The organism is Scytonema hofmannii PCC 7110 (genome assembly GCF_000346485.2).
GTDB classification, from domain to species: domain Bacteria; phylum Cyanobacteriota; class Cyanobacteriia; order Cyanobacteriales; family Nostocaceae; genus Scytonema; species Scytonema hofmannii.
Genome location: NZ_KQ976354.1, coordinates 4,807,275 through 4,834,129 on the forward strand (window position 1 = coordinate 4,807,275; position 26,855 = coordinate 4,834,129).

General features: G+C 40.5%; 19 protein-coding genes. 8 read left to right on the forward strand and 11 right to left on the reverse strand.

Annotation, left to right across the window (positions count from 1 at the left end; translation table 11 throughout):
• Positions 1 to 135: 135 nt before the first annotated feature.
• Entirely contained in the window at positions 136 to 339 is a 204-nt protein-coding gene (locus WA1_RS55125) for a hypothetical protein (protein ID WP_148662725.1), read from the reverse strand.
• Entirely contained in the window at positions 324 to 788 is a 465-nt protein-coding gene (locus WA1_RS20025) for a CHAT domain-containing protein (RefSeq protein WP_017741769.1), read from the reverse strand. The genes WA1_RS55125 and WA1_RS20025 overlap by 16 nt, the downstream gene beginning before the upstream one ends.
• 193 nt (positions 789 to 981) lie before the next feature.
• Here WA1_RS20025 and darG point away from each other — a divergent pair, with 193 nt between their 5' ends.
• Entirely contained in the window at positions 982 to 2,109 is a 1,128-nt protein-coding gene (gene darG / locus WA1_RS20030; RefSeq protein ID WP_272819183.1) for a type II toxin-antitoxin system antitoxin DNA ADP-ribosyl glycohydrolase DarG, read from the forward strand.
• 46 nt (positions 2,110 to 2,155) lie between these two features.
• On the opposite strand, the gene WA1_RS60000 is transcribed toward darG, so the two are convergent.
• The 5 genes from WA1_RS60000 to WA1_RS20055 all read right to left on the reverse strand — a co-directional run bounded on the left by WA1_RS60000 (position 2,156) and on the right by WA1_RS20055 (position 12,329).
• Positions 2,156 to 2,305 (reverse strand): hypothetical protein, encoded by a 150-nt coding sequence (locus WA1_RS60000; protein WP_017741767.1) that lies wholly within the window; start codon positions 2,303 to 2,305, stop codon positions 2,156 to 2,158.
• Positions 2,306 to 2,856: 551 nt separating this feature from the next.
• Positions 2,857 to 5,736: a CHAT domain-containing protein gene (locus WA1_RS20040; protein ID WP_017741766.1), complete on the reverse strand. Its 2,880-nt coding sequence runs from the start codon at positions 5,734 to 5,736 to the stop codon at positions 2,857 to 2,859.
• Positions 5,737 to 5,896: 160 nt separating this feature from the next.
• The gene (locus WA1_RS20045; protein WP_017741765.1) at positions 5,897 to 10,480 is read right to left on the reverse strand and encodes an nSTAND1 domain-containing NTPase; all 4,584 of its coding nucleotides are present in this window, start codon (positions 10,478 to 10,480) and stop codon (positions 5,897 to 5,899) included.
• A 247-nt stretch (positions 10,481 to 10,727) separates the two neighbouring features.
• Positions 10,728 to 11,669, reverse strand: coding sequence for a DUF1822 family protein (locus tag WA1_RS20050; protein ID WP_017741764.1), 942 nt, complete (start codon positions 11,667 to 11,669; stop codon positions 10,728 to 10,730).
• Positions 11,670 to 11,687: 18 nt separating this feature from the next.
• The gene (locus WA1_RS20055; RefSeq protein ID WP_017741763.1) at positions 11,688 to 12,329 is read right to left on the reverse strand and encodes a sigma-70 RNA polymerase sigma factor region 4 domain-containing protein; all 642 of its coding nucleotides are present in this window, start codon (positions 12,327 to 12,329) and stop codon (positions 11,688 to 11,690) included.
• A gap of 955 nt (positions 12,330 to 13,284) precedes the next feature.
• On the opposite strand from WA1_RS20055, the gene WA1_RS20060 reads away from it, so the two are divergent.
• From WA1_RS20060 to WA1_RS20095, 7 genes are all read left to right on the forward strand, one after another.
• Positions 13,285 to 14,250: a hypothetical protein gene (locus WA1_RS20060; RefSeq protein WP_017741762.1), complete on the forward strand. Its 966-nt coding sequence runs from the start codon at positions 13,285 to 13,287 to the stop codon at positions 14,248 to 14,250.
• A 232-nt stretch (positions 14,251 to 14,482) separates the two neighbouring features.
• Positions 14,483 to 14,800 carry a hypothetical protein gene (locus WA1_RS20065; protein WP_017741761.1) on the forward strand — a complete coding sequence of 106 codons (318 nt, stop codon included), beginning with the start codon at positions 14,483 to 14,485 and terminating at the stop codon, positions 14,798 to 14,800.
• A gap of 44 nt (positions 14,801 to 14,844) precedes the next feature.
• The gene (locus WA1_RS20070; protein ID WP_017741760.1) at positions 14,845 to 15,357 is read left to right on the forward strand and encodes a DUF1822 family protein; all 513 of its coding nucleotides are present in this window, start codon (positions 14,845 to 14,847) and stop codon (positions 15,355 to 15,357) included.
• Between the two features lie 203 nt (positions 15,358 to 15,560).
• Positions 15,561 to 16,676, forward strand: coding sequence for a P-loop NTPase family protein (locus WA1_RS20075; RefSeq protein WP_017741759.1), 1,116 nt, complete (start codon positions 15,561 to 15,563; stop codon positions 16,674 to 16,676).
• A gap of 31 nt (positions 16,677 to 16,707) precedes the next feature.
• Positions 16,708 to 17,952: a hypothetical protein gene (locus WA1_RS20080; RefSeq protein WP_017741758.1), complete on the forward strand. Its 1,245-nt coding sequence runs from the start codon at positions 16,708 to 16,710 to the stop codon at positions 17,950 to 17,952.
• Entirely contained in the window at positions 17,949 to 19,103 is a 1,155-nt protein-coding gene (locus WA1_RS20085) for a hypothetical protein (protein ID WP_017741757.1), read from the forward strand. The genes WA1_RS20080 and WA1_RS20085 overlap by 4 nt, the downstream gene beginning before the upstream one ends.
• A 658-nt stretch (positions 19,104 to 19,761) precedes the next feature.
• On the forward strand, positions 19,762 to 20,880 hold the full coding sequence (locus tag WA1_RS20095) for a pentapeptide repeat-containing protein (protein WP_017741755.1): 1,119 nt from the start codon (positions 19,762 to 19,764) through the stop codon (positions 20,878 to 20,880).
• Between the two features lie 752 nt (positions 20,881 to 21,632).
• On the opposite strand, the gene WA1_RS20100 is transcribed toward WA1_RS20095, so the two are convergent.
• The 4 genes from WA1_RS20100 to WA1_RS20115 form a co-directional block, all read right to left on the reverse strand.
• Positions 21,633 to 22,286: a Uma2 family endonuclease gene (locus tag WA1_RS20100; RefSeq protein ID WP_017741754.1), complete on the reverse strand. Its 654-nt coding sequence runs from the start codon at positions 22,284 to 22,286 to the stop codon at positions 21,633 to 21,635.
• A gap of 531 nt (positions 22,287 to 22,817) precedes the next feature.
• Positions 22,818 to 23,840 carry a M12 family metallopeptidase gene (locus tag WA1_RS20105; protein ID WP_017741753.1) on the reverse strand — a complete coding sequence of 341 codons (1,023 nt, stop codon included), beginning with the start codon at positions 23,838 to 23,840 and terminating at the stop codon, positions 22,818 to 22,820.
• A 64-nt stretch (positions 23,841 to 23,904) separates the two neighbouring features.
• A complete protein-coding gene (locus WA1_RS20110; RefSeq protein ID WP_017741752.1) occupies positions 23,905 to 26,019 on the reverse strand; it encodes a caspase family protein in 2,115 nt (704 codons plus the stop codon).
• A gap of 51 nt (positions 26,020 to 26,070) precedes the next feature.
• Positions 26,071 to 26,748: a CAP domain-containing protein gene (locus WA1_RS20115; RefSeq protein WP_017741751.1), complete on the reverse strand. Its 678-nt coding sequence runs from the start codon at positions 26,746 to 26,748 to the stop codon at positions 26,071 to 26,073.
• Between the last annotated feature and the right edge of the window lie 107 nt (positions 26,749 to 26,855).

Here is a 26,855-nt window from a genome sequence, read left to right on the forward strand (position 1 = left end):
AACTTGACTCCCGATTTGGTAAGAGTGCGTTATTGAAGGTCTATCATATGTTGACAATCAGCACTGACAACGATAAAGTAACAATTTTGCCAATAAGCTTGTTGTTGTCCCAGTGATTCATGTTTTAACAACCAGTTAATATAAATCCTGCCCAATAATAAGGATTGTCGAATGTTCATCGTGCAAACGTTTCAGCGCCCTCTCCAAACGAAACTTTTCTTTTGGTTCTAGTATACTCAAATCCCAGGTCTTTGCTCGTTCTCTGAGTTCAACAGCCGTGGAGCGTCGCAGCCAGTTTTGGGCATGAGTGCAAAGCAACTGCTTTATGAGCGCTCGCAACTAAATTGCCTGTAGAACTCATCAAAGAGGAAGGCGGTGGCAATAGAATTGACTTTCCATTGACTTCCAATGACTGCTTTTGCTCCAGCCAGCAGAAAGCCTGTTGCCAATCCCAGATGTTCATCGCTGGGTTGAAAGGCATCTACAAGCCCCGTACAGCAAGCTGAGAGAGTGACTAAATCTGCATTCTGCATCTGCAAATCGCTCAAGATGCTACTAAGGGTGAGGTTCTGTGCGTTGTCTTGGGAAAGCATGAGATAGGTATCGAGAGGTTGCTCGAAATTATACTCAGCATGACCGGAGAAATGGAAACAATGATGACTTTCTGCTAACTTTAAAACTTGTGCTTTTGATGCGTGTTGTCCTGCTAGAATTTGATGTTGAACAAATTGTCTGCGCTGGCGGATGCTTGATACTTCTGCTTTGACAAATATTAAATCTTTATCCAAAAATCCTTACCAACTTTAATTTAGAAACACCAGTGAAGATTTATTCAAGTTGGTATTATTAAAATTTTTCATACATTAGTGTCAGAAAATTTAAATTAAGTTGCTAGTTTTTTAGTATAATTTAGTCATAGGTCAACAGTAATTGGTAATAAATTATTACTAGTTAGCAAGTATCAATTACTCAGACTAGGCATTGAGCCGCGTATCTCGGCTCAATGCCGACTACATCTGTCAAAATAGCAACTATAATGATTTAATACCAACAAAAGCGATGATTGAAATTAAGCAAGGTAACTTATTAACAGAACCAGCCCAAGCCTTAGTAAACACAGTTAATTGTGTGGGTGTCATGGGTAAAGGTATAGCCTTGCAATTTAAACAAGCTTATCCAGAAAACTTCCACCAATACGAAAAAGCTTGTCGTGCCGGACAAGTGCAGCCCGGACAAATGTTTACTGTTGCTACAGGTAACTTATTTAACCCTCAGTACATTATTAATTTCCCCACCAAACGCCACTGGAAAGGTAAATCTAAATTAGATGATATCAAAACCGGACTGGTGGCATTAGTCGCCCAAGTACAGCAACTAAGTATTACCTCCATCGCCATTCCCCCACTGGGATGCGGTAACGGCGGCTTAGACTGGGCTGAAGTAAAACCCTTAATCGAATCAGCCTTTGCCCCACTACCAGATGTCCACGTCATTATCTTTGAGCCAAGCGGCGCACCCGCAGCAGCACAAATGCCAGTGGTCAGCAAAACACCAAATATGACTCGCGCCCGTGCTTTATTCATTCGCTTGCTGGAATTGTACGGCATTCCCGGTTATGAATTAACTAAACTAGAAATCCAAAAACTCGCTTATTTTTTGCAGGAAGCAGGTGAACCACTGCGCCTTGAGTACGTAAAACATAAATATGGCCCCTATGCCCATAACCTAAATCATGTTTTAAAACACATAGAAGGGCATTACATTCGCGGTTATGGAGATGGCACAGCCAAAGCTGAAAGCGCAGAGATTTACGTCTTACCAGCCGGAAGGGAAGCAGCACAGGCATTTTTAGCCAATGACGCATCAGCCCAGGAGCGGTTAGAGCGAATTAGCAACCTGATTATCGGCTTTGAAACCCCTTATGGCATGGAATTATTGGCCACAGTTCACTGGGTAGCTACCAAAGAAGTTCTAACCGCCCAAGATAGTGAGCTGGCGATACAATTAGTGCATACATGGAGTCAGAGAAAACGCACCATCTTTAAAGCAGAACATATACGCAAAGCGTGGCAGCGATTGCAACAGCAGAATTGGTTAAGTGCAAATTGAAATCGAAACGGATCGGGATAGTTTTTTCCCCGAGCGCATTCATACGCTAATTTTTATCCTCACTTCCACAAAGAATCGCTTCTGCAATATCTTTTCGCGTTGCACCCGTGTAAAATAAGGCGCGAACAAGCAGATCGACAGTAACAGATGGATCTCCCGCCTCTATTTTTGCAACTCTTGATTGACTTGAGTTCATACGTTTTGCGAGAGTTTCTTGGGAAATGTGTTGACTTGTCCGAAACTTCTTTAAAATGCTGACTTAACGTTAATTTTAATTCTACAAGTTCAGATTCTGCTGGAGAAAGTTCTAAAAAATCTTCCACTGTGCCAACAGTCCACCCAGCAGCTTCTAAACGCTTGCGTTTTTCTATATCCATAAGAACTCCAATTGTCTGATTACTACATCTCGTCTTTACCTCACCACTAAGCCAAACGAGCGGTTTGTCATTTGAATGCATCATTTATCTGTTACTGCTAGATTATGTCAAATCTGACATATTGGCAAGTTTATTTTTTTAAAAATAGACTAATTTTGTACGTTTTTGTACCTCGTATATGTCCTCACCAATGCTAGTAGTCAGGAGAAAGTGCAATTGATAGGCTTATCTAGCTTTTCAGCTCATGACCACTTCTCAAAATTTCCTCGCAATCTTTGGTAACGTTTTTTAGAAAAAACCAGTAGTAGAGAATTGCTACAGAGACTTTTTCCGCAAAATCCAAAATCCAAAATCTAAAATCCAAAATCGTTTAAAGCCAATTCCCTACTAAGACATAAGGTGCCCAGTAAAATGGATGTCCTTTATCTTGCAAAACGAACAGTTGGGCGCGACGTAAAGCTTCTGCTTTGGTTATGTTGGGGTCTAATGTTAACTCTTGATAGAATTTACTCATCAGCATAGATGTAGATCGATCGTCTACTTGCCACAATGAGGCTAGGGTACTTCTTGCGCCAGAACGCACAGCGACTCCCGCTAGCCCTAAAGCTGCTCGTTTATCTCCAGCTGCTGTTTCACAAGCACTCAGGACAAGTAATTCGATGGGGGGCGGTACGCGAGATGAACGTCGGAGGACTTGTTCTCTTGTTTGGAGTACTTCGCGCAGTTGCTTAATATTAATCTTGCCATTCCAAGCTAGTATGAATGTTTCTTGGAGTTGGGAACTGAATTTGCCGTGGGTAGCGAGGTGAACGACTCCGTAAGAAGCAGAACCGACTTGGTTTTCAATACTTGTGTCCGTAAAATCTTGGTTGACGAGTTGTTTGGAGGGAATAACTGCTGCAATTTGCTGCAATTCATCGGCGACGTTGGGTAAAGGACTAAAATCGAGGCGAGATTGTGTGAGTCCAGCTGTTAAAGCTTCAAATCGTTCCCGTTTTAGATTGGGTGCTAGGAGTTGCAAGCCAGGTGATAGGGCAATGCTGTACTTTTCTATAAGATACTGTTTGCCATCGTAAAGTGCAGCCATCGGAATGTTCCGTAACGAACCATCTAACACAAAGACGAGATTTTTGACTTTGCTTTTCTCCAAATCTGGAATGGCCGATTTGATAATCCAGTTATACACTTCTTGGGAAAGCTCTTCGCGATCGCGGAATGTGTAGCGTTGTTCTAGTTTTTGTCGCAGTTCTTCTAAGGTGCTTTCTACTTCGGCTTTGGGTTTATCAGTTGTGTAGTGTCGTAATTCTGGAGAAAGCGGTAATTTGACAATTGTTTCTATACGATCTGCCAAAATAATTGAGTAAAAAACTGCTGTGGGTGGATTAGTATTATCCACCACTTCGTCAATTTGCGTTGGCTGGACGGTAATACAAGCATCTCGAAAAAAGTTGTCTAGTTCAGCCAACTGTAAAGTTTCAATGGCATCACGAGCTTGTTTTAAGTTTTTTTGGCTGACTTCTTCTTTTATTCCTGCTTTTGCGGAGGAGATTTGGGAAGGTTGTAAAAGCAATGCAACGAGCTGTCGATAAATAGGTTCTACTTCATCCCGAAAGTCAAATTGAACGTCGGGATTGAGGGCTACCAAGTCACTACGTATAGATTTCAAAGTTTCCACTGCTGCAGTGTAAGCTGTAACTGCACCTTTAATATCGTCCCGAGCAAGCAGCAGGCGTCCTAGTTGCCATTGCCATTGATAAGCAATGTCAGGAGCATTAATCATCTGGGCAAGATTTAAGGCTGATTCAGTATATTGCTGTGCTTGTGACCATTGTTTAGACATCTCGTAAATTTGACCGAGATAACCTAAACTATAAGACTCAGCACGTATATCTTTGAGGTCTCTCGCTTGTTGCACAGCCGTATTTAATAGCTCAATTATCTCCCGATCCCCATTTGCAAGACAAACTAAACTCTGAGCAAAGTTCACCTTGGCATAGACTGCGCCTCGACTGGAAGTTAAATTTGAGAGCGAAGATTGAATGGCTCGCAAATCCTCATTCGTTGGTTGCTCTTGAAGAGACTGTAATACCTTCAAGCGATTCAGTTGTGCTTGTACGGCAGTTAGTGTTGAAGTTGACGTATTCGCACTTTTCTGGTAATAATCAATTGCTTTTGTGTAGTAAGACTTGGCATTATTTGTTTGCATACCCGCTACGCGGTTCTCCTTCTGGGAGAAGTTCAAGGAGCGATAAGCCGGGTACGGCTTGCGCCAAGGGCGATCGCTCTGGGCTATTGTCCCTTGTCCGCAGTGCGACGGTAGAAAATTATCTTCAGCGTTGAGAGTATCTTGGAGTAGATTTCTGTTGCCCAAGGCAAAAGCAGCATTGCCTAAACTCAGTAAAATAGAACTTTCTTCTTGTGATGCTGGCAACTGTTGCGTCAATGCCAAACCTTCTGCCAGCACCTGCTGGGACTTATCTATATCCCCACTTGCTAGCAAGACATTGCCGAAACTTCGCAATCCAGAAACTTTCACAAGGGAGTTTGGTATGGAAAGCAAATTTTTTTCTATCTGCGCGAATATTCCCATTGTCCGTCGGTAAAGCCCCAAAGATTGGAAGGTTGTAGCTTGGTTAATTAAACTACCTGTCTTCCCCACAGCATCGCCAATTTCGGCATAGATGTTGGCAGCTTTTTGCCACGATTCCAATGCATTTTCAGCTTGTCCCAATGCTAATTGCAAACTGCCTTGAGTGTTGAGAGCTAAGGCAAGAACTTGTTTGGTGTCACTCGTATTCAATTTTGATTGGTTTAATAAATTGAGGCTAGTTGTAATAGTTTCACTGGCTTGCTTCCACTGTCCTAATTTTTGCTCAGTTAAAGAAAGATAGTTTAACGCCAAAGCTTGGTTGAACGCATCTTTTTGGGACTCATAAACCCGTGCAGATTGCTGGAAACTTTGCGCCGCCTCAGCAAATTGTCCTGCTTGGTATAAAGTCTTCCCTTGTTGCATCAGTTGTTCTGTGTTTGAGGGTGCTTTAACTTGTTCGTTAGTGGAAGAGACTGAAGTAGAAGCATAAAATAACTTCCCTGTAGGTAAGGAGGGGTTCTGAGCCATAAGTCTGGAATCAGATAGCAACAGAGAAACACCACTACTGAAAATCAGCCCTAGCAAAACTAATAGGATAATTCGCAACCTAAGAAATGCAGGCTTTTTTCTAGCTATGTTCCAAAAACCAGGTTTCGCCATCCTAAACCCCCTCCTAAGAGACTTCCAATGAATACATTATTTGAGAACAAGAAAGAAGCAATGTAATGTAAGGATGAAACGCTAACGCCTTCTTGACCCGAATCCTCGTCTATGGGCAAGCTAAGAGTTGCTCAACACCAGAATTCTACCAAAAATGCTTTCATTTCTTACCAATTCCACGACAAAGATGCCGATCGCTCTCACTCACATTGGGGTTATTTTCCAAATAATCACGCGCCCAATCGCAGGCGTGCGCGAGTAACCCGTCTGACTCTAAGTCTAAATTCCACAAAATCAATCTTCCGGTGTTGTCACCAGAGGCTAGGGTATGAGCGTCGGGGCTGAAGTTGAGGCTCCACACGGAATCATCATGCCCTTTGTAGGTTTGTAATTCTTTACCGTCAAGATTCCAGAGTTTAACGGTATGGTCTAAACTGGCGGTTGCAATCGCTTTGCCATCCGGGCTAAACTGAACTCGGAACACTCCAGCATTATGCCCGGTGAGGGTTTTGAGGAGTTTACCTTCTGTTGTCCAAAGTTTGACAGTTTTATCTTCGCTGGCGGTTGCGATCGCGCCTTGCGCGGCTCCCTTTGGGAGCATCGCTTTACCGTCGGGACTGAAACTGATACTATGGACTCCATCAAGATGTCCTGTGAAAGTTCTGATTAATTGACCTTCTGTTGTCCACAGTTTGGCAGTTGTGTCCCAACTGGCAGTGGCGAGAGTTTTGCCGTCAGGGCTGAAACTGACACTGTTGACAGTATCGTCATGTGCCTTTATAATACGCAGTAATTTACCATCTTGTCTCCAAAGCTTGACGGTTTTATCCTTGCTGGCAGTGGCAAAAGTCTGACCATCGGGGCTAAAATTCACACACCAAATCCACTCTTCGTGTCCCTTGAAAGTGGTAATTTTCTCTCCTTTACGACTCCAAAGAGTGACAGTACCATCAGCAGTTGCAGTCACAATTGTCTCTGCATTTGGATTGAGGCCGAACGCAGTGACTGCACTACTATGCCCTTTAAGGACAGCGAGTAATTCACCGGAACGCGCCCAAAACTTGACAGTCCCGTCCCCACTGGCGGTAGCAATTGTCTTGCCATCAGGGCTAAAACTCACGCTGTAAATCGTTTTGTTATGCGCTGGCAGAACCATGAGTTCTTTACCAAGTATCCTCCAAAGTTTGATAGTTTTGTCCTTACTAGCAGTAGCGATCGTCTGACCATCCGGGCTGAAACTGACGCGCCAGATCCAATTGTTGTGTCCGCTTAAGGTTTGGAGTTTCTCGCCGTCAATGCTCCAGAGGATGAGGGTTTTGTCAGTACTAGCCGTCGCAATTGTTTTGCCATCAGGGCTAAAACTGACACTAGTGACTGAATCTTTATGACCGTCCAAGCTTTTTATTTCCTGACCCTCAAGACTCCAAAGTTTGACAGTGCGATCGCTACTCGCAGTCGCAATCATCTGACCATTGGGGCTAAAATTAACGCTCCAAACCCAATCTTTATGTCCCTTTAGGGTGTGAAGTTCTTTTCCACCAAGGTTCCAGAGTTTGGCAGTGCCATCAGCGCTGGCGGTAGCAATTGTCTTGCCATCTGGGCTAAACTTCACACAATAGACTGCTTTGTTATGCGCCTTAAAGGTTGCGATCTGTTTCCTTTGAGGAGTCCAAAGTTGAATATTGCCGCCAAAATCCGCAGTTGCAATAATTTTCCCATCTGGGCTGAAACTGACACTGTAAATTGCGTCTTTACTCTCCTGAAGATTAGCAATGAATTGACCGGAACTCTGCCACAGTTTGACAGTTCCATCCCAACTTGCGGTGGCAATTGTTTGACCATCAGGGCTAAAATTGACACTATGAACCAAAGCTTTATGCCCCTGAAGGGTTTGTAATTGAGTGCCATCTAAATTCCACAGTTTGACAGTTTTATCCTTACTGGCAGTGGCAATGATTTTACCATCCGGGCTGAAACTCACATCTGTGACCTCATCTTTATGCCCTGACAATCGATTGCGCTCTTTGACTTTATATATAGCTTCAAGTAATAAAGCGCTCACTTCTTTCTGAATCTCAGCTTTTTCCCCAGAATAAAATGCCAGAGGAGCTAGAATGTCATTGAGTTTTTTCGATGCCCTCAAACTTGTTATGAGTGCATCAAACTCCTGATTTGATGTCAACAGTGCTTCTGACGTTGCATTGATAGCTTTGATTTCGTTTTTAGTTGCATTCTGCTTTTGCCACCAAGCTACCCCAGCTAAACCTGAGGCTAACACCAAACCTATGGTGAGTCCTAAAATAATAACTCGCCGTCTGCGCTTGCGTTTGTTGTTCTCTCGCTTCCGCAGTTCCAGACTGTGCCTAATAAAACTTCTCTCTTGATTACCCAGTTCCGTTAGGCGTTGGATGTACCAATCTTCGGCATCAGAAAGAGGCTTCCCTCTCAACAGCGCTCCTTCGTCAAAATTGCTACTTTCCCAAGTCCGCATTGCAACTCGCAACTGTTCTTGCCAGCAGCGAAATTCCCTGTCTTGTTGCATCCACAAATTCAGCCGATTCCAATTCTGAATGAGGACTTCATGGACGATTTCTACGGTTTCTGAGCCAGTTTTCTCATCGCGTCCCGTGACGACTAAACGAAATGATGCCAAACGGGTTACTAAATCCCAATTTTCCTCCCCCACTTCAACCCGTGTAGCAATCCGGCGGGTATCTGCTGTTCCTTCTCCTGGATGCACGAGTTGCACGAAAATCCGTTGCGCCCTTTCCTTTTCTTCAAAGTTTAACTGGTTGTATGCTTCTTCTGCATAACAAGCCAATGCTGCTTCTACTCCCCCTATTTCGTTGTAAGCAGTGTGTGTCAGTTGTGCATCAAGTTGTTTTGCCCAAAGCTGAGTTAGGGCAAACTCTAATAAGGGTAAATTCCCTGGTTCTGCATTTACTGTGGAAAGAATACGTTCTACAAGCCCGGACTCAATTGTCACCCCCAGTAACGCCGCAGGTTTTTCTACCGCATCTTGCAGTTCAGAGTCTGTCATTGGACCTAGTTTTAGGTCGGCATACTGCAAGGCATCGCTTAAGGGACGGTAAGACAGTGCTTGTCCGAGAAAATCAGCTCTCAGGGTGATAACAAGAGTAAAATTGTGGCAGCGAGCGATCGCTTCCAATAATCTATCTAAAAAAGTTTTGCGCTCTTGTGGGTTTCTGCAAAGAGTGTACAGTTCTTCAAACTGGTCAGCAACCAGCAACAGACGTTTGTGAGGATTTTCTCCGATAATATCGTCCACCACATTCCGCAAAGTATCTTCAAATAGCTGCAAGTTAGTCACAATGTTTTTAATGGAGTCCAGGCGGCTAATGCGTTCAAGATTGGGTTCTGTTTGAGAAACAATTGCAGAAGCTAGAGAAAACAAGGGTCTTGAACTTGGTCGAAAGTCAATGATATGCCAGTTACCAGCATCTCGCAAACGTTTTACCAAACCTGCAAAAACGACACTCGATTTCCCACTACCGCTAGAACCGATGACAGCAACCAAGGGCTGATGTTGTACGGCGTCTGCTAAGATGTCAGTAAAACTTTCTCGCCCAAAAAAGAATTGGGCATCTTTTTCCCGGAAGGCGAACAAACCGCGATAGGGACAGATTTTTGTGAAGCGACGCCCTAGATTGTCCCAAGTTGGCTGTGCTGTAGCAGGATTTTGGAAAATGACTGGTAACCAAGAAGCACAGGGATATTTATCTTCAAGACCGTGTAGTTTTAATCTTGCTTCTTTCTCTGCTTGATATAAGGATTTACCATCACAAGCAAAAGCTGTGAGAAAATATTTTAAAAAGGTCTGTGCTACTCGATCTGGTACTGGTTCCCGCATGACAATAGTTTGAGGAATGTGGAGTGCTTCTAACTCATAGGCTAATCCCAAGCCATCACAAGAATTGAAAATTGCCAGTTGCAGACCGTGACTAACAGCATTTCTTAATGCATACTTGAGTTCTTCTATTGTTAAACTATCCGTTTGATTGATATATATTCGACCACTGTCTTTCTCAGTCTGGCTGTGACCTGCAAAAAATAGGATGTCCCAGTTTTGGTTCCACAACTGTTCGTTAATATCTTGGCGTTGGGGTTCTATTAAAAAAGTAGGCTCGGCATCTAATAATTCTTTTAAGAACAGTCTATCTTTTTGAATATCAATACCAGTACTGTTACCCAATATTGCTAAAATTTTAACTTTGTCTCTATAAGTTGGTGCTTTGACTCTTGCAGTTTGTTGATATTCTGATAGACTCAAAGCCATCTCAGCTTTAGGGTAATCTTCAATTAAATCCCATAAATGCCAAGGTATTTGATGCAACTGGGAGCAAGATGTACGAATTAATATCCGTGCTTGTTCATGTGAGGATAAATATTTTATCCAACTCTCTCGTATAGGTCGAAAGGACTCAGCTAGCAACCAATTATTTAAAGATTTTTTTAGTTTTTGAGCAGCATCATTGCACTTTTCTAGTTCATGCGTTATGGAACTAACATAGGTAACTTTTACTGCTTTGACTGCACGATTAGAGTTACCTAAACTATGATAGTTTGATTGCCATTTATGAACAGCCAGAGCCAATTTAGGTGCTTTTGGCAAATGACTTATAACTTCTCGAAAGGGTCGTTCATTTTCTTGACCAATTTCTAACGTTACTTGTACACCATTTTCTAAATCCCCATCTAGCTTTAAAACGATTAACTTTTTCATAGGCTGCAATCTACTTTAAGCCTGTCAATTATTAATAAATTCACGGTCGGCGATCTGACGGGGCGAATAGAATTCGCTACTACACAAACGAAGGGGCGAATAGAATTCGCTACTACACAAACGAAGTCCGCCTACGCGGACTTAAAAAGAATCCAGGTTCTGCAACCCACGTAGGTGGGTTTTGCTTGTATAGCCGCGACTTATAGTCGCAAAGGCAAGTATGAATTGAGACTTCATAAACATCCTCTTAGATGACAAAATTTTCTATGACGCTGACATCTCCCATAGTTATTTTTACACTGAAGTTATCTCCTAGGGAAGCACTCAGTTGTAATTCAATTTTTCTATTATCATTTTTAGCTTTAGCCTCCATAATGGCGGTTTCTTCCTCATCCAAAATCATGACATGAAGTAAGGGTGGTAAGTATTCTTGACCGTTGTTTGGATGTAACTCCACAATAATTTTTATTTCGTTCTTGTTATCTTTCTCGTGACCGATCTTAACAACTATCCCTACTGAAGTACTATTAGCTTGTATCCCGAAATCAATCAGCTTAGCCCTTTCTACAATGCTGCTACATCCTTCTTTAGTGCTTCTAAACTGCAAAGCTGGTTCATTCTGTAAAAGAGATTCAATGGGTTGCCAAGCTGCTTCAAAAGAGTTCTCCAACCATTTTTGTAAATTCACAAAGTTTTGATTGGATGGTTTGGCTTTTTGTAGTTTTGTACATTCTTCTAGATATTCTAGTAAGTTTTCTAGAGGTTGTAATTGATTGATAGGTAAGTCACTCATTGATGCCTTTTTAACAAACCCTAATAACTTGGCTTCTTGTAATGTTTTGCTTATTTGCACGGCTACATAGCCAATCCGGTCTGATGTAACTTCTGGCGGTATGTAGACAGTCTGTGAATTTTCTAACACGGGACGGCATTCTAATTTACCCAAATTCTTAATGCATAAATCGGCTACATCCATAAGAGTTTGGTTGAAGGGATTCCAACTGTCACTAGCTTCTAGTTCCGTTTCAAATCCCATACATTCTAGGTAAAAATTCACGAAGGATACACACAAGATATTCAGCAATACCTGCTGACCTTTTTCGGGTGTAGCTTGCTGTTTTGACCATTTTTCAGCCAATCTCCGAGAGACTGGAGATATCAGACCAGTAAATGTTGAAAGAGTTGTCATATGACTCAAGTTTTTTGTTTATGATACATATCGTTCGCACAATTCTTTGAATTCATGGCGAAACTTATCTAAACTCCTTTGATAAAAGTTACTTAATGTTGGAATGGGAATGCCGAATTCTTCTGAAATGTCTTTCCAAGATAGACCAGACCATTTTTTGATCGCTATTTCTTGAAAATTCACCTTGGGATAACTTTTGATCCGGGTTTGTCGAAAAACTCCTTGTGGATCTTTTTCTATATACCGTCTGATTTTCAAGAAATCAGATATATAATCCTGTTCGTTGTCTTTTGGTGCCAAATCTTCTAGGTTTTCTAGAAAAGATGCTTCTACCTTTATTTCGTTGGCTTTACCAACGACTTTGGAAACAGCTTCTTTAAAAAAACGCTTACTGAGTAACATATTGACCCAGGTTGTAAATTCAGCACGTTCGGGATCGTATTTGTCTATATTTTTACAGATGTATAAGAATAGGTCTTGTACTGCCTCCTCATATATATGTTGATAGACTTGAGAAAATCTCCCTTGGTATGGGGAGCAAAGTTTACGCGATCGATAAAGACCCTCGATAAGCTTTGATAACGCTATTCGTCTAGCCGTTGAACCCAGGGGGTGTTGTTGGGCTTTTAAAGCTAGTTCTTTCAGTTGGGACTCCTTCATATAGAAAGAAACTCCTATAAAAGTTTTCAGAAGATAAGCACGGCTTTTATCCAAATCAGCTTATAAAATTTATAAAACTTTACAAGAAGCTGTTTGAGGGTTTTAAGGAGGGATTTTGGACAAGGAGTTGGAAGAGGGGGTTTTTAAGAAGCCAAATCTTCACCAGACGTGCTTCTCAATTGCGTAGTTGTTGTAACACGGCTTTCATTTATCTTATTGGGAGCAAGCCTCGCGGTCTATGCACAAAGGTGTATTGTCAGATATCAAAATTGGTGTTTAAGCCAGCACAATCGGTTAGTGTGCTATTTAACAATTGTCTTTATTGTTGATAGTAACGGATCTCGAACCGATAACCTTGTTGAAATTCGGTTTTACAGTTTCCCAAATACACACAACGTTATCAGGAACAAAATCCATGTATAGGAATTCATAATGTTGGGCGCTAGGAATGCCAGTTACTTCTCTATGTCATAGTTTATTCTACAGCGACAGTGATGCGAATCACTTGCGGTGGAAGCTTCGCGCCATTACATTCCTCAGTGATTGCTTGCAGACTTCAATAATTATAAAGTTTTGTAACAAAACTGTGGTCATTTGGATAAGTGGGATTGCGAGCACCAGAGTCGTAAGTAGAGCAAGGCAATTATTAAAACAATGAGCCTTGAGGTTCATGGTTAATCTCAAATAAAATATTTATACGGCAGAAGTTTATGGGATCGTACTACTTTTTCAAACGTCACTGTTTTAGAAATTCGTCCGGGGAAAGTTATAAACGTCAAGGTCTAGCAAAAGACTTAATAGGCTTTGATATCAATGTTTTAGCTTGCTCGAAAAGATTGAAAAATAACTACAAGTTTAACTTGACAAAGTTAATTTAGGTAAGACACGAGTGATAACCGCACCGCGTGTCTCCAAATACCAAAATAATCAATTTCTAGTGTATACGGAGAAATAAATGACTAGCATGCCCATCGATAATGACGATCCATCAGGTCAGGAGGGTGCTTTAGATCAACAAGCACCAACCCAGAACCAACATAGTATACCTACATTCAGTAATTGGTTGGAAGTTATATCTTTTCTCTTAAGAAGCAAACATGGCTTACTCCTTACAGGACTCTTGATTATTGTTGTGGGGACAGTGATGTCACTCACTCTTTATTTCATGCGTCCTGAGCAAATTGAAGTGACAACAAAAGCAGGTACTTTTACTCTAAAAAGAGGGAACAAACAGGATGCAATTATTCTACTCAGTCCTGTTGGAGGAGATGAAAATACTCCTTGGGTTAGCACAGGAATTCAAGTCAAATCTAAAGATAAAGTCAAGATCACAGCAAGCGGACGCGTGCATACCTCGTTAAACAAGCTTATTGAGGCAGTACAAACAGATGCTCCGAATTCAGGTTGGGTTGGCCCCATAGGAAGTATGCGTCAACATGAGCGTCCGAAAGATCGTAGTAAAGATAAACTATTGTCAGATAAAAACGATGCTTACTATGGATATGGAATGTTGTTAGCAGCAGTCAGGGACTCGAAAAACGGGCAAGTAAAACCAGAGGATATAGTACCTGTCAAAGACGGTCATAATTTTGAGGTGAAAACGGATGGTGAACTAGTTCTTACAGTAAATGACATTTGGTTATCGCCTGAAAGTCAGGACACGTATGCTCCACCGCTCAAAAGTGGGATTGGGGTTGATGATGAAAATTTTAGATACTACTTGGAAAAAGCTCAAAATCAAGCCATCTTAAATGGGGAAGATTCTAATTCTTGGTCAGAAAAGAAACGGCTTGAAAAGGTTAAGGAGCAATACACGAGAAGATTAAAAAATTGGAGCAAAATCTCCAGAAATAAAAACTGGAATGCCTGGTATGAAGACAATATTGGTGCTTTTACGGTTTCCGTGACTGTTAGTAAATAATTCTAACTTCTCTACACACCTAAGAAACACATCCTAAAATTTATATATTTATTCAACATCACGCTTTCGCCTAAAGCAGTGTTGAAGTAAGGCTTTTAGAAAAATTTGCGATCGCAAACAATAAACCAAGACCTTTAACAAATTTATATGTAAACTTTTGTAAATTATTCAAAATAATTCAGATAAAAGCTTTGTTGACAGTCCGATAACCTTTTGTAGGAGAACGATCTATATGAATGAGCAACAGCTTAAAGAGTTAGCTTTAAAAGCCCAACAGTATTCCTTAGGTACAAAGGCTAGACGAATAGCTCTATCAAAGCTCGTTGATGGTATTTACCGTTCGAGCAAACTTTGCCACCCATATAAGGGTCAGTTTCCTGAATACGAATATATTTATGAGGAGGCTGTACAAGACCTATTTTTGTATCTTTGTAAAAATATTGACCAATACGATTCCCAATATGGTGAATTTATAACTTGGGTGAATATGTTATTAAGTCAACGTTTTTTTCTAGAAGCTGTTTCCAAAATAGTTAGTAAATCTAACTAAATAAACTCAAGAATTTATGTGAGTTAAAAGCTTAACATTGGTGCATGGAATTTATGATTTCGATAGAAACCCTCTCTACATTTACTAGTTTTATATCTCCAGTTTCCCGTAGACTGGCTGAAAAATGGTCACAACAACAAGCTAAACCTGAAAAAAAACAGCAAGTTTTACTCAATATCTTATCTATATCCTTCGTAAATTTTTATCTAGAATGTATGGGATTTGAGACGGATATAGAAGCTAGTGATAGTTGGAATTCAGTACAGCAAACTCTTATGAATGTGGCAGATTTACAGATTGAAGGTTTAGGTAAATTAGAATGTCGCCCTGTTTTAGAAAATGCACACTTTGTCTACGTACCACCAGAAGTTCACTCAAATAGAATTGGCTATGTTGCTGTACAAATAAGTAAAAATTTACGCGAAGCTAAGTTATTAGGATTTGTCCAAGAAATAACAGTGAACTATCTACCTATTAGTCAATTACAGCCTCTAGAAAATTTATTTTCTCATTTAGAGGAATGCGCGGAATTTAAAAAAAACAGAACTATCCAGTAAAGCTTTTATGAATTTCTAAGTATGGATAAAAAATAGTTTTGAGAAGAATGTAAGCTAATTGAACACGAGTCTAAAAACATTTTACATTAGACATAGGAGTTAAAAAAGAATGTAGAGAATAAAAAACTTTCTGCCACTTCTGTTACCCGACAAGTTTTTGTAAAGCAACCTCAAATCAATCTTAATTATTTTTGGAGAGATAAATGAAAACTTACAAAATAATGACTCTAGGAGCATCAGGTGCAGGAAAAACTGTATTCTTGGCAAGTATGTTTAAGGAGCTATCAATCCCAGGAAAGCATGGTTTTTACCTTGAGGTTGAGGCAAAGCAAAATGAAAAACTGCTCGATTACATCTATACCAAGATAGTTACTGGAGATGACTGGCCGCAGGGAACACGATTCGGAGAGGTATCTGAGTGGACTTTTACCTGCCGCGTCCAGACACCTAATCTTAATAATTATTCTGCCTGCAAATTTACCTACTTTGACTATGCTGGAGGACGCCTTACTGATGTGGAAGAAGACGAAGAACTTGAAGCACTAATCAAGCAAACTGACGTAATTTTGTGTATTTTAGATGGTCAAAAACTTTATTCATTGATGAAAGATAATAACCAGACAAATACAGAAATTTTTCTGAAAAAAGATTTGCCCAGCCTTCTGAAATGGATGCATAGTTGTAGAGTACCCATTCATTTTGTAATTAGTAAATGGGATTTAATTGAACAGGAATTTTCACTAGAACAAGTGCGTGAGCATCTCCTGGCAATACCTGAGTTTAAAAAATTCATCCGAAACCGTAAAGATCGAGGTTCTCTAGTTAGACTCATTCCAGTAAGTTCTGTCGGTTCAAATTTTGCAACTCCTCAAGCCGATGGGAGTATGAAAAAAACTGGTGAAAGACCATGCCCTTTTTTGCTTGAAGTACCTATAGCTTGTATTGTACCAGATTTATTTAAAGCTGAGTTTAGTGAACTCATAAATCAACAAAACAAATTAGAAAGACGAAATATTTTGTCTAATATAGCAAGATGGATAAAGCCCATGCTGAATATAGGATTTGTCATTCTAGGATTTGCAGATTTAGGTCTAGTTATGTATGTATTAGAACTTTTGTTAGGGTCAATGGGTTTTGGAGGTCAAGAGCAAGAAGAAGCTACTGCTAAAAGGTCAGAAGACCTGCGGCAAAAACGAGATGCCTCCATCAAACAAGTTAAAAACGAACAGACAGCTTTGCAACATTCGCTTAATAGCTTCTTATGTATTCAAAATAAGTTTGGTATAGACTTTCCTAAGTCTGACTTTAGACTGTCGTAGTGAACTATCAAAATCTCAAAGGTGACAAGTTATGCTCAAAAACTACAAAATTATTACTTTGGGTTCCTCAGGCGCAGGTAAAACCGTATTTTTAGCAAGTATGTTCAAGCAACTATCAACACCAGGAGATTTAGGATTCTTTTTAGAGGTTGAAGATAGTCAAAAAGAGAAGCTTTTGACTAATATCTACTGGGAATTAGCTAGCGGAGAAACATGGCCTAGAGGAACAAGGGGCGAAATAGCTAAGTGGACTTTCACTTGCTGCGTAAATGCTCCGAACTTATCTAAGTACCCAGTATGCCAATTTACCTATATTGACTATGCAGGTGGTTTACTCACAGATTTAGCAGCAGAGGAAGAAGAAGACAATAGTTTTGACTTTCACAAAGAAGTACCCAATGCAGATGCAGTTTTGGTCATTTTAGATGGCGTAAAGATACTTTCCTTCATGCAGGCTACAGACCTTAACCAAGGAGATGTTGGAGCGTTACTACAAAAAGATTTACCCATAATTATGCGCCAGCTAAATGGCTGTAAAAGGGATACTCCAGTTCACTTCATTATTAGTAAATGGGATTTAGTAGAAAGTAATTACTCGCTATTAGCAGTGCGAAACCGTCTACTAGAAAAAGTGCCTGAATTTCAGCGTATAGTTAGCAATAGAAAAGAAGCAGGTTGTCCAATTCGCTTGATTCCTGTAAGTTCTATAGGTATGCATTTTGCCACCCTACAACCTGATGGGCGAATGCAAAAAAACCCTGGCGTAATTCCAAGTCCTTTTCATGTAGAAGTGCCGCTAGCCTGTGTTTTGGTAGATGGAATGCAAAGCCATTTTGACAGCGAGATTAGTGAGTTAAAAGGAGAACAAGGTAAAATTCGTCAAAAGCCTACTCAAGTTAAACCAGATGTTAATATTTTAGACAAAATGAATCAGGTTGTGGCGAAGACAGTGCCCTTCTCTGCTACAGTAATCCGCCAAATTTTACCTGACAAACAAAAAATCAATAATAATACCTTACAAAAAGTTATTGATCTGACTGAAAAGACGGTACATTACGTTGAAAGAAATGCCCAAAGAAAACGAGAAGAAATTGCTAAAAAAGAAGACGAAGCTGCTAAAGAAACAGAAAGGCTGCGTCGTTTGCAAAAAGAGTCTTTGAAAAAAGTGGAAAACGAGGAAACTGCCCTCAGTTATGCAGTTGAGGTTTTTAAAGGTATTCAGGAAAAACTTGTTAAAGACTTTCCCGCATCAGATTTAAGAGGAGCAGGAGTATGAGTATTAAAGTTTGGCCTTTTCTAGTAAGTCGCAATCGAGTTATTGATTACAGAACCGTAGTCGCTCCTGATTTTATCTGTGATGCTGGGATAACTAAGTTACTGGCTAGAGTAGCAGATGGGGATTTAACTGAGCCAGGACACGCCATTCTTCGGAAAGTTCAAGGGTCAAAAGTAGGAAACTTTACTATTGTTTTTCGAGTTGTGAAAGCGATAGAAAAAGATATTCATCCTGAAGGTGGAGAGGAGATACTTAAAGACACATTCGGTCGAGAAATTTATCTCATAGAAGGTATTGTTTTTAAGGAAATGGATGATCTTGCTGTAACTAATGAAAACATCGAAAAAGCTCATCAGTATCTAACTAAGTATTATTGCCGTTTTTGGGAGTGCAGCGATCCTCCATCAGTAATTTCATCACAATCTTTCTCACTGATACTCAATAGAACTGCCGATCTTTTGGCACTTACAGAATTTGAACCATTTCAAGTAGTTGCTAAGACTTCAACACAACGCAGTCAATCAGAAAAAGATAATATCACACCGACTGTAAAATATCAATTTGATTCGATTGCTATTATCGCTGCTGTAACTACAGCTTTGCTCCTTGCTATTTGGATCGTTATCAAAGTTAATTCAAGTCCAGGAATAAGCCAGCAACCAGAAAGAATAGAAAACATTGTTGCTGAGTACAAGCAGAAAGCTAAAAAACATCATCTATATGTATCGGTAAAAATTCCAGATGAACAGGCTAACGATACTTCCAATGTTCCTAAGCTTTACTGGATTATTGGACAGAAGGGGTGTGAATTTACGATCACTGAAGATGGTAAATCTCTTCATAAGATTGACGAGCGAAATATTACCAGTAAGCTCATTATTGGTACATCTGCCATAACTGAGGAAAAAGACATTCTCTGTGAAGATGTAAATACCTTCAAAAATTTGCGTGCAAAGTACCCCTATGCAGCGATATTTTTAAGTAAAGCTGGGGAATTGCCGATGAAAGATTATCCATATAATAATGGGATTGATAATAGCCAAGAAATTGATAATTTACATCATCTACTTTGTAACCAGCCTGCTATTCCCAAGATTACAGCAAGAATTATTCAGCCCAAACCAGCACCTGTATATCAAGTACCTGACTAACATTATAAAAGTGATATTTCTGCATCAAATTTATTTGATTTGGGTAGGGGTTGCGATCGCGTAAGCGCTAACGGCTATACTGCCGTATCACTTCGGCGCAAGCTGAAAGAGTGCTTATCGCCTTACCATTGGGACTGAAGCAGACAGCAAAGAGCATTGATCGCCTTTTCATCATGAGCGGCGGAAGTAATAACTTGTTGAGCATAGCCCCTGATGTAGCGATCGTAACGTTCGCGATACATTTTTGGATGATGCACTTACTAAAGCAGCCATACGAAGGAAAGTGCCAACTGGGACTCCTCTCACTATTCTTGATATGAAAATTGAGAAAAGTACAGAGAGGTGCGGAGAACGTTGGTACAGAGTTCGACTGGAGGATACAGATGATTGGATGTGTTCGGACTACCTCTCTAAGTAAATTTAACAGACATCTCCGAAAACTATCAAAGTTGTTTTATGGCTCCTCTGTTCCCGCCAGAAGATTACCTATAAAAACTACCAATATGCCAATAACGGTAAAATTCAAGAACGGTAATTTTGTACAAGGAAGGGATATACCAATAGTGAAGGTAATGTCATTATTCGGGATTTGCGCTCGCATCTTGGTTGTGTTTCTCATATCAGATTGTTCTTCATTAGCTTTAAAAAATTTTACTTTATGGGTATTGACTTAGATAAACTTCGGCAACAAGCAGCCATACGCTGGCAAGAATTCCAAAGCCAGACAAAGGAACGCTTAAACCAAGTCAACCAAGCTGGAGATCTCGCAGGTGAACTATGGGAAAAGCAGAAAGTATGGATTCTTTCAGGTTCAATAGCTATAGTACTGATATTTTATATAGGTCGTTGTCTTGATGCTCAAAAATATAATAATGCTGCTTTAGTTAAAGCATCCCAAGATTCACAAGGCTTACAAGACTTAGAGGAGTTACGTCAAAGTTTAGCAAAAGTTTATAGCGAAAATGACCCACTTGTTCGTGAGTATACATTACAAAAGGAAGCAGTAAAGTTAAAAAAAAATACCCACAACTACCGAGAGTTATTTAAAATTTATCGTAAAAATAAAGAGCTTCTCCCCCAATACCCAGTAGTTAAATGGTCAGTACTAGCATGGTATTCCTGGTTCTTTAAAGAAGTCACACCAGTAAAACAAAACGAATTAATAAAAAATGGTATTTTAATACTTATAGAAAAAGGTATTCTCATTGCTGGCTTTTGGTATGTTGGACGATGGCTTTGGGAAGCACCACAGCGAAAAAAGCAAGAGCAGTACCAAGCATGGCAGATAATACATTTAGCTAAAGGTGAAACGGTTAGCGGTGCAAGGAAACAAGCTCTCGAAGACCTCAATAGACAAAAAATATCTCTGGCAGCACTGTCAGCTGAACAAGTAGACTTAAAGGAGATTCATTTAGAGAAAGCTGACCTCAGCAATGCTAACCTCAGTGGTGCCGACCTCAGCAATGCTAACCTCGGTTGTGCCGACCTCAGCAATGCTAACCTCGGTGATGCCGACCTCAGCAATGCTAACCTCGGTGGTGCTGACCTCAGCAATGCTAACCTCAGTGGTGCTAAGCTCTGCAATGCCAACCTCAGTGGTGTTGATCTCAGTAATGCCAAGCTCTGCAATGCCAACCTCAGTGATGCCAACCTCAACAAAGCCAACCTCAGTCGTGCTGACCTCAGCAATGCCAATCTCAGTGGTGCCAAGCTTAGCACTGCCAAAAATCTCACAGAAGAGCAAGTTCAAACAGTTCGGAATTGGGAAAGGCATTAGGAATCATTTAAAAATAAGTTGCGTAACTTTTTAATTGGAGCCTTTAAATTAGCTTTGGAGCGACTAATCCAAGATTTCAATAAAGCCTATAAAAAGGGGAATTCTCATCTCCTTTGTGTTTGGAAATACAATGTACAGGCTTGGACTAAATAAAGATGGCTCAGTTTAAATAATTAGCTGTAGACAGTTCTCTAAACAGGGAACTATTAAAATCTGTCCACTTTATTACCAACGTTAAAATAAGGTAGATGCAATAAAAATAAAGACATAGAGCATTAAAAAGGTAGGTGCGGTCACATCTTCCTTTTTTACTTATATGGACTGATTTATTTATCAGTAACGGTTAAGTGAATAATTCTAGAAAGTAAAACCACCAGTGTAGAAAGCTGGTGGTTTTTCGTTATTAACTCAAATACTTACGGTACAGTTCTCTAAGGTGTAGACATATGCCCCTCAGTGTGTATGTTCAATCGGTTGATTGCCAGTACTAGAAAGAGTTACAAGCTTATTCTCACACCAATTGACTGACATAACTATAACTATCTGTGGTCATGGTCAAAGTGCTGTAGAGCATAACATTGGCGCAGTGGTCAGTTAGCTTTAGGCGAACTTTGGATTGCTTATCGAGTTCTAGAACACAAGTTTGCATTTAATAATATTCTCTCCATGGAGTGGCTCATGAGTGCGATAAGCGGAGCTTAACGCCTAAAGGCGTATCGCTTTGGTGATGCAAAAGCTCCGTCTTGCGCCACTTACTCCTTATTAATGTTTCGCTCAAATTCATCAATTGCTTGAATGGAGTCGGAAATCGAGATGCATTGTTCTATTAAGGAAATATCTAACTGCGGCAAAAACTCGCTTGACTTTATTTGCTCGTATCCATAGGTATCAAGGTAAACAGTGGCTAGAGGAGCTTCTGGATTGTCCCGTAAGTGGTACAACTTAAATTGATATCTCTCCCAGAACCAAACTTCTGAAACTCCTAAGCGTCGGTAAACCTCTAATTTTCTTATGTTACCACTCGTCACAACGACTTCTATGGCTAAGTCTGGTACTTTTTTTGCTTCTCCTATGCAATAACATTCATCTGGTTCCGCTCCAGCAATTCTAGCTTTGTTTTTGAAAGTGGAACTTCCCATCGGTACAAAACGAATGCGTTTGCTGTAGAAAAAACGCTCTAGCAACATACCTAAATTTGTTTTTATATTCTCATGTCTGATTGAGGGCGACACAATTTCTAATATTCCATCTAAGTAGGTGACACGGTAATGAGAGTTATCCTCTAGTCTGGCTAGTATTGCTTCATATGCTTGCCAACTTAAACCACTTTTTGTCAATCGCTCCTCTGGGTCTTCTGCAAGGTCTAGTTCTGGTTCGTCAATCAGTTCTTTAAAGCTGCTGACCATTGTTTTTTTCCTTCTTGCGTTCTGTAAAGTCTTGCTTTTAATCGTTCTTCTAGCTATGGTTCATTGGTGTCACTCATTTTTATCTGTTTCTTGTTTTCGGTTGGCGACTGCTCTCTCGAATAATCGCTTGACATAGTTGAGTCTAAGAAGCAAATTGAACCTTTTTGGTTCTAAAGTAGCACTATAAGCAAACAATCTGCAACTTACAAAGTACTGACACGCAGTTATATTATGTTCGGATGAACATTTATACTAAGTTTGTAGTTGCGATGCATGCGAAGACAGCGCAACTACAAACCAATTAATTTATAAGTCATTAGCTGAACATGATATTACAGCCATGTTCAGGTAAGGGACTTCCAAGAAATAAATTATCCATCTTGTGGGATGGGCGTCCTCGCCCGTCCTATGCTAGTGGCGGGCGGGGACGCCCGCACCACAAGAAATTTTGGGAGATTTTTTTATTTGGAAGTCCCTAAATAGACCATAGCCATAGGGGCGCAAGGTATTGCGCCCTTACTTCAACCCAATTTATGCAACTTGTATCTCAAGGGAGGAGGTGAAATCGTTAAAGTCATCGCCAACATAGGGCGTGTCAGATGTAAAAACCTTAGATCTGCCTTGAAATCCAGCGTGTTCGTAGAGGATGACTCGAAGCCCTGACGGCACTTTTAACGAACTTAAGTGGTCATTTCCAATAGCAACTTGATTGACATCATATCTGCCTGGTTCTAGTTCTTGGCTTCTTCCCTGAAAGTTACTGTCTGAGTAAATTACTACCCTACCTGACCCTACCGCTCTCCCTGGGTACATTTGACGCATGAAATTTTTATCTGTGGCTGAGAGTTGATTATTCCAAGGGACTTCAAAGCCTCCAAGTGTTAAGTCTTTAGAAATTGAGTAATGCATAATTGACTCTTTGTCATACTGGGAAAATTGTGTGCTGTCAGTACCAAACCGTTGGAAAATATTTTGGTCTACCGTTTCTTTACTCCAATTGTTAGGTGGACCCATATAGTAACTGTAAACAGCATCCCGATTCCAAGGAATTCCAGCCTGTGGGTGCTGGTGTTCGTGGATGCAACCGAGAGCATGGCCAAATTCATGAAGCACTACTCCCATATATTCTTGGTCAGATGAATCTGGTTTTAACCATCCATAGTTCATTGTGGGCTGGTTTTTTGCAATTGTTAATGCATCGGTACCAAGATATGACCAAGAGCCTCCTGGTTGCAATGAGATGCGAATCTCAGCATCGGGGTCATTTCCAAAAACCAACTTGATGTTGGCGTATTGAGTCCACTGTTGCGCTATGGCTACAATTTTCGTCTGAACGACAGGGTCACCATCTAAAAAACGAACGCGCAAAGTGCGACCGGGTTGCCATTTTTTCCCGGTGATTAGCGCTATTCTCTCTGATGAATTATCGATCGCCTCTGCGTTGAGTGGGTTCTCTTCAAACGCTATTTTTTGCGCTTCTTCAGACATATCTGGTGGGATTTCTATACAGATTTTGATGTCTTCAAAAATGTTTTCGCTGATAAGTTCTTTCATTTGTTTACCTCTTGATTAGTTGATGAAAAATGTTCTTCATTTAGACAGACACAGCGCCTCGCTCTTAGACGATCGCTACACGCCATTGCGCGTTCTGACTGTTGGGCTGAATTTGGATAGCATCTTGCGGATAAACAATTGTCACCGCAATGTTCTTTGTCATCCAATCATCCAGGTTTCTGCTTAAATGACTTGCTTCACGAGTGTTCACCCGCTCCAATACAAGATTGAAAATACTGTCAAGTAGTCCCAGCGAACGAGTTTGTGGTGGTGGATTCAGCCCATCTTGTTCTAACAAACCCGCGTCAAACTCTGCGGTGCTGACAATCAGCTTAAATATCTCTTTATACTCAGTGATTCCTCGTTTTAAGAAATCATCCGGTATGAAAAATTCATTCTCACCTTCGAGACTTGCGTAGGCTGGGATACTGATACTACTTCTTTCTTCAAAGAAGGGCAGATAGATACCGTAACTTTCTGAGAGTTCTAGTACATTGCAGTAGAGTGTTCTTGAACTGTTGTTAGTCAGTTTGACTTGTATGACTGGCGGTTTCCATTCACCGTCTTCATACGTGTATTGCACCCGTTTTTCTAAATCACCATCAAAAGAAGCAGAAACATCTTGTCCAAAAAGGATTTGAATGGACATCTCCACTAAATCTGGCTTAATGAAACTTGTGGCTGGGCTTTCCAGAGTCAGAATATTGTTCCACCGAGCAATATGTTCTAACCGTTGAATAGCTTCCGAGGCGCGATCGCTTGTATAACCTACCCTATCTGGTTGTTCTGGAATGGGAGCAACTAGAAGACGGTCATCTTTTGTAATCCAGTATTGACCGTTGTCAGCTGATAGGGTGCAATATGCATCCTGAGGAGATCCCACCACATCTACATACAACGAAGGGTTTTTATTGAGACCTGCTTCTTTATGGGCTTGGCGAGCCAGTTCTACTCCTGTTTCTTCTCCCGTATCACCCTGAATATAGACTTTTAATGGAGCCAGTGGTAAACTTGTAACAACTGCCCAATAGGCTTGATTTTGAGACAAGCCACTATCGCGGATAATCTCCACTTGACTCATCTGTGGTAGTACTTGAGTCACTTTAGCTTCTGCGATCGCATTGGTTAATTGGTGTAGTTCCTCAGCTTTGCTTCCTACGGGAAAAATCGCTAACAAGGTATCTCCACCTTTAGATGATTTTGGAATACCGTGCAAAGCGCCACTGTCAATGACCCAACTTTTATGCTTGGTATTATAGCTTAAAGTAAAGTATTGAGAGCGTTCGCCAATAGCACCACCCAGGAAAGGTTGGTTGAGTTCTTCTGAGTCGGTTGCTTCAATTTGCGGTGACTGTTCCTTGAGTTGAGCAATGACTAAAGCACTCACATTCCTAACCAAATCTCGATAGGATATACCACCCTTCGTTTTTTTCAAGGCTTCTGTGAGGAAATAGGAAAAAGCTCCTCGCGGTTGACCATTTTCTCCGGTATACTCCTTCGCTTTTTCATCAGAACGACAGGCGACGATCGCAATATGTTTCCCCTGAAATCCCTGGAATTTCATCTTCTTATCTTGGTTCTTTAAAGAAGCCAATTCCTCTAATGCAACTGAGTCATTGGCAAAAATCAAGCTATCCCAAGGGCGTTGACGTTCATCACCAGGAGCCTGACGTACTATTTCTAAGTCTCTTGTCCCAGTACCGGAATGACAGCAATCCAAAATAACAACAGTATGTGGATTGTTCTTTGACACTTGAGAAATCAAATATGCCAATTCCTTATCTGTGATATCCCAGCTATCTTTTGTGCGGCTGTCATAGCAAATTAACGTTTCATTATAATTATCTGGTTCTAGATGAGAAAAAGCAAATGGTACTTTTTGTTGGGAACCGTGACCTGCATAGTAAAATAGCACGACATCATCACTATCTGCCTTGCACAGGTGTTGTTGAAAACCGTTAATAATTGCTTGACGAGTCGCTTGTTCGTTGGTAAGAATCCACGGCACATCTGTAGATTCCACAAGTGTCCATTCACTTTCAAAGGAAATTCTATCTCGCAAGTATGTTTCTATTGCTTTAATGTCGTTGAGACAACCTGTGAGCGATCGCACGCTTGGACTTGAGTCAGGATGATAGTTGTCAATGCCAACTAATAGTGCATAAATGTTCTTAGTCATAGGGATTGCACTTGAATTTGTTCGGGAGTATGAAGCATTTGCTGAATATCATTAGAAAACAGGTTGTCCCGAAAAGTTACCTACCGGATTGTAGTGACAAACCAGAATATCTCTGCCATTTCCACGGGCTAAACCACCCCCAACAGAAGTTGTGTTTCTCCAAACAACTTGAGTGTAATGACCCACATCTTGCCAATTCCCAGTACTGGAGACATTGGGGAAACTACCGTTTCTAAAGTGTTGCTTTTCATTACCCCACATATCTACTAATTGAGTGACAGAAAAAGCACCAGTAGTACCAAGAGCAAGGTTTTCTCCAGATCTGCTGTGTTCAAACTTCCCAGTTTGAGCCAAATGATTTGCCCACTGTTGAGCACTTGCTGCTAAATCGTTTGACCATTGCAGTGGCTGAACTCTTACTTCGGCTCTGTACTTGTTATGAGCATTTAAAATCTCTTCAGCAAAAGTCGAAGTTTCAGTAATCGGTTTAAAGGAGGAAATAGTATCATTTACAGCATCGCCTACATAAAAGTATTCACCAGGTTGAAGTTGAAAATTTCTTCCCTGGAAGTTAGTGTGCTCAAAGAACTGCCAAGTACCGGAGTAGACTTTAATTGATGAGATTTTGTCGTTCCAAAAATCTCCAACGTAGGCACTTGTTAAATCTGTAAGTACACCTGAAGCCGAACCGACGAAATTTGCATCCGAAAAAATTTCCATCTGAGCCATAATAACACCTCGAACAATTGTTTTTTGTTTCTACAAAAGAAGAGAAGATAAAGTTTTAACTTATTAAAATTAGGCAGCTAAAACTTTAGTTAATGTATGAATTCTAG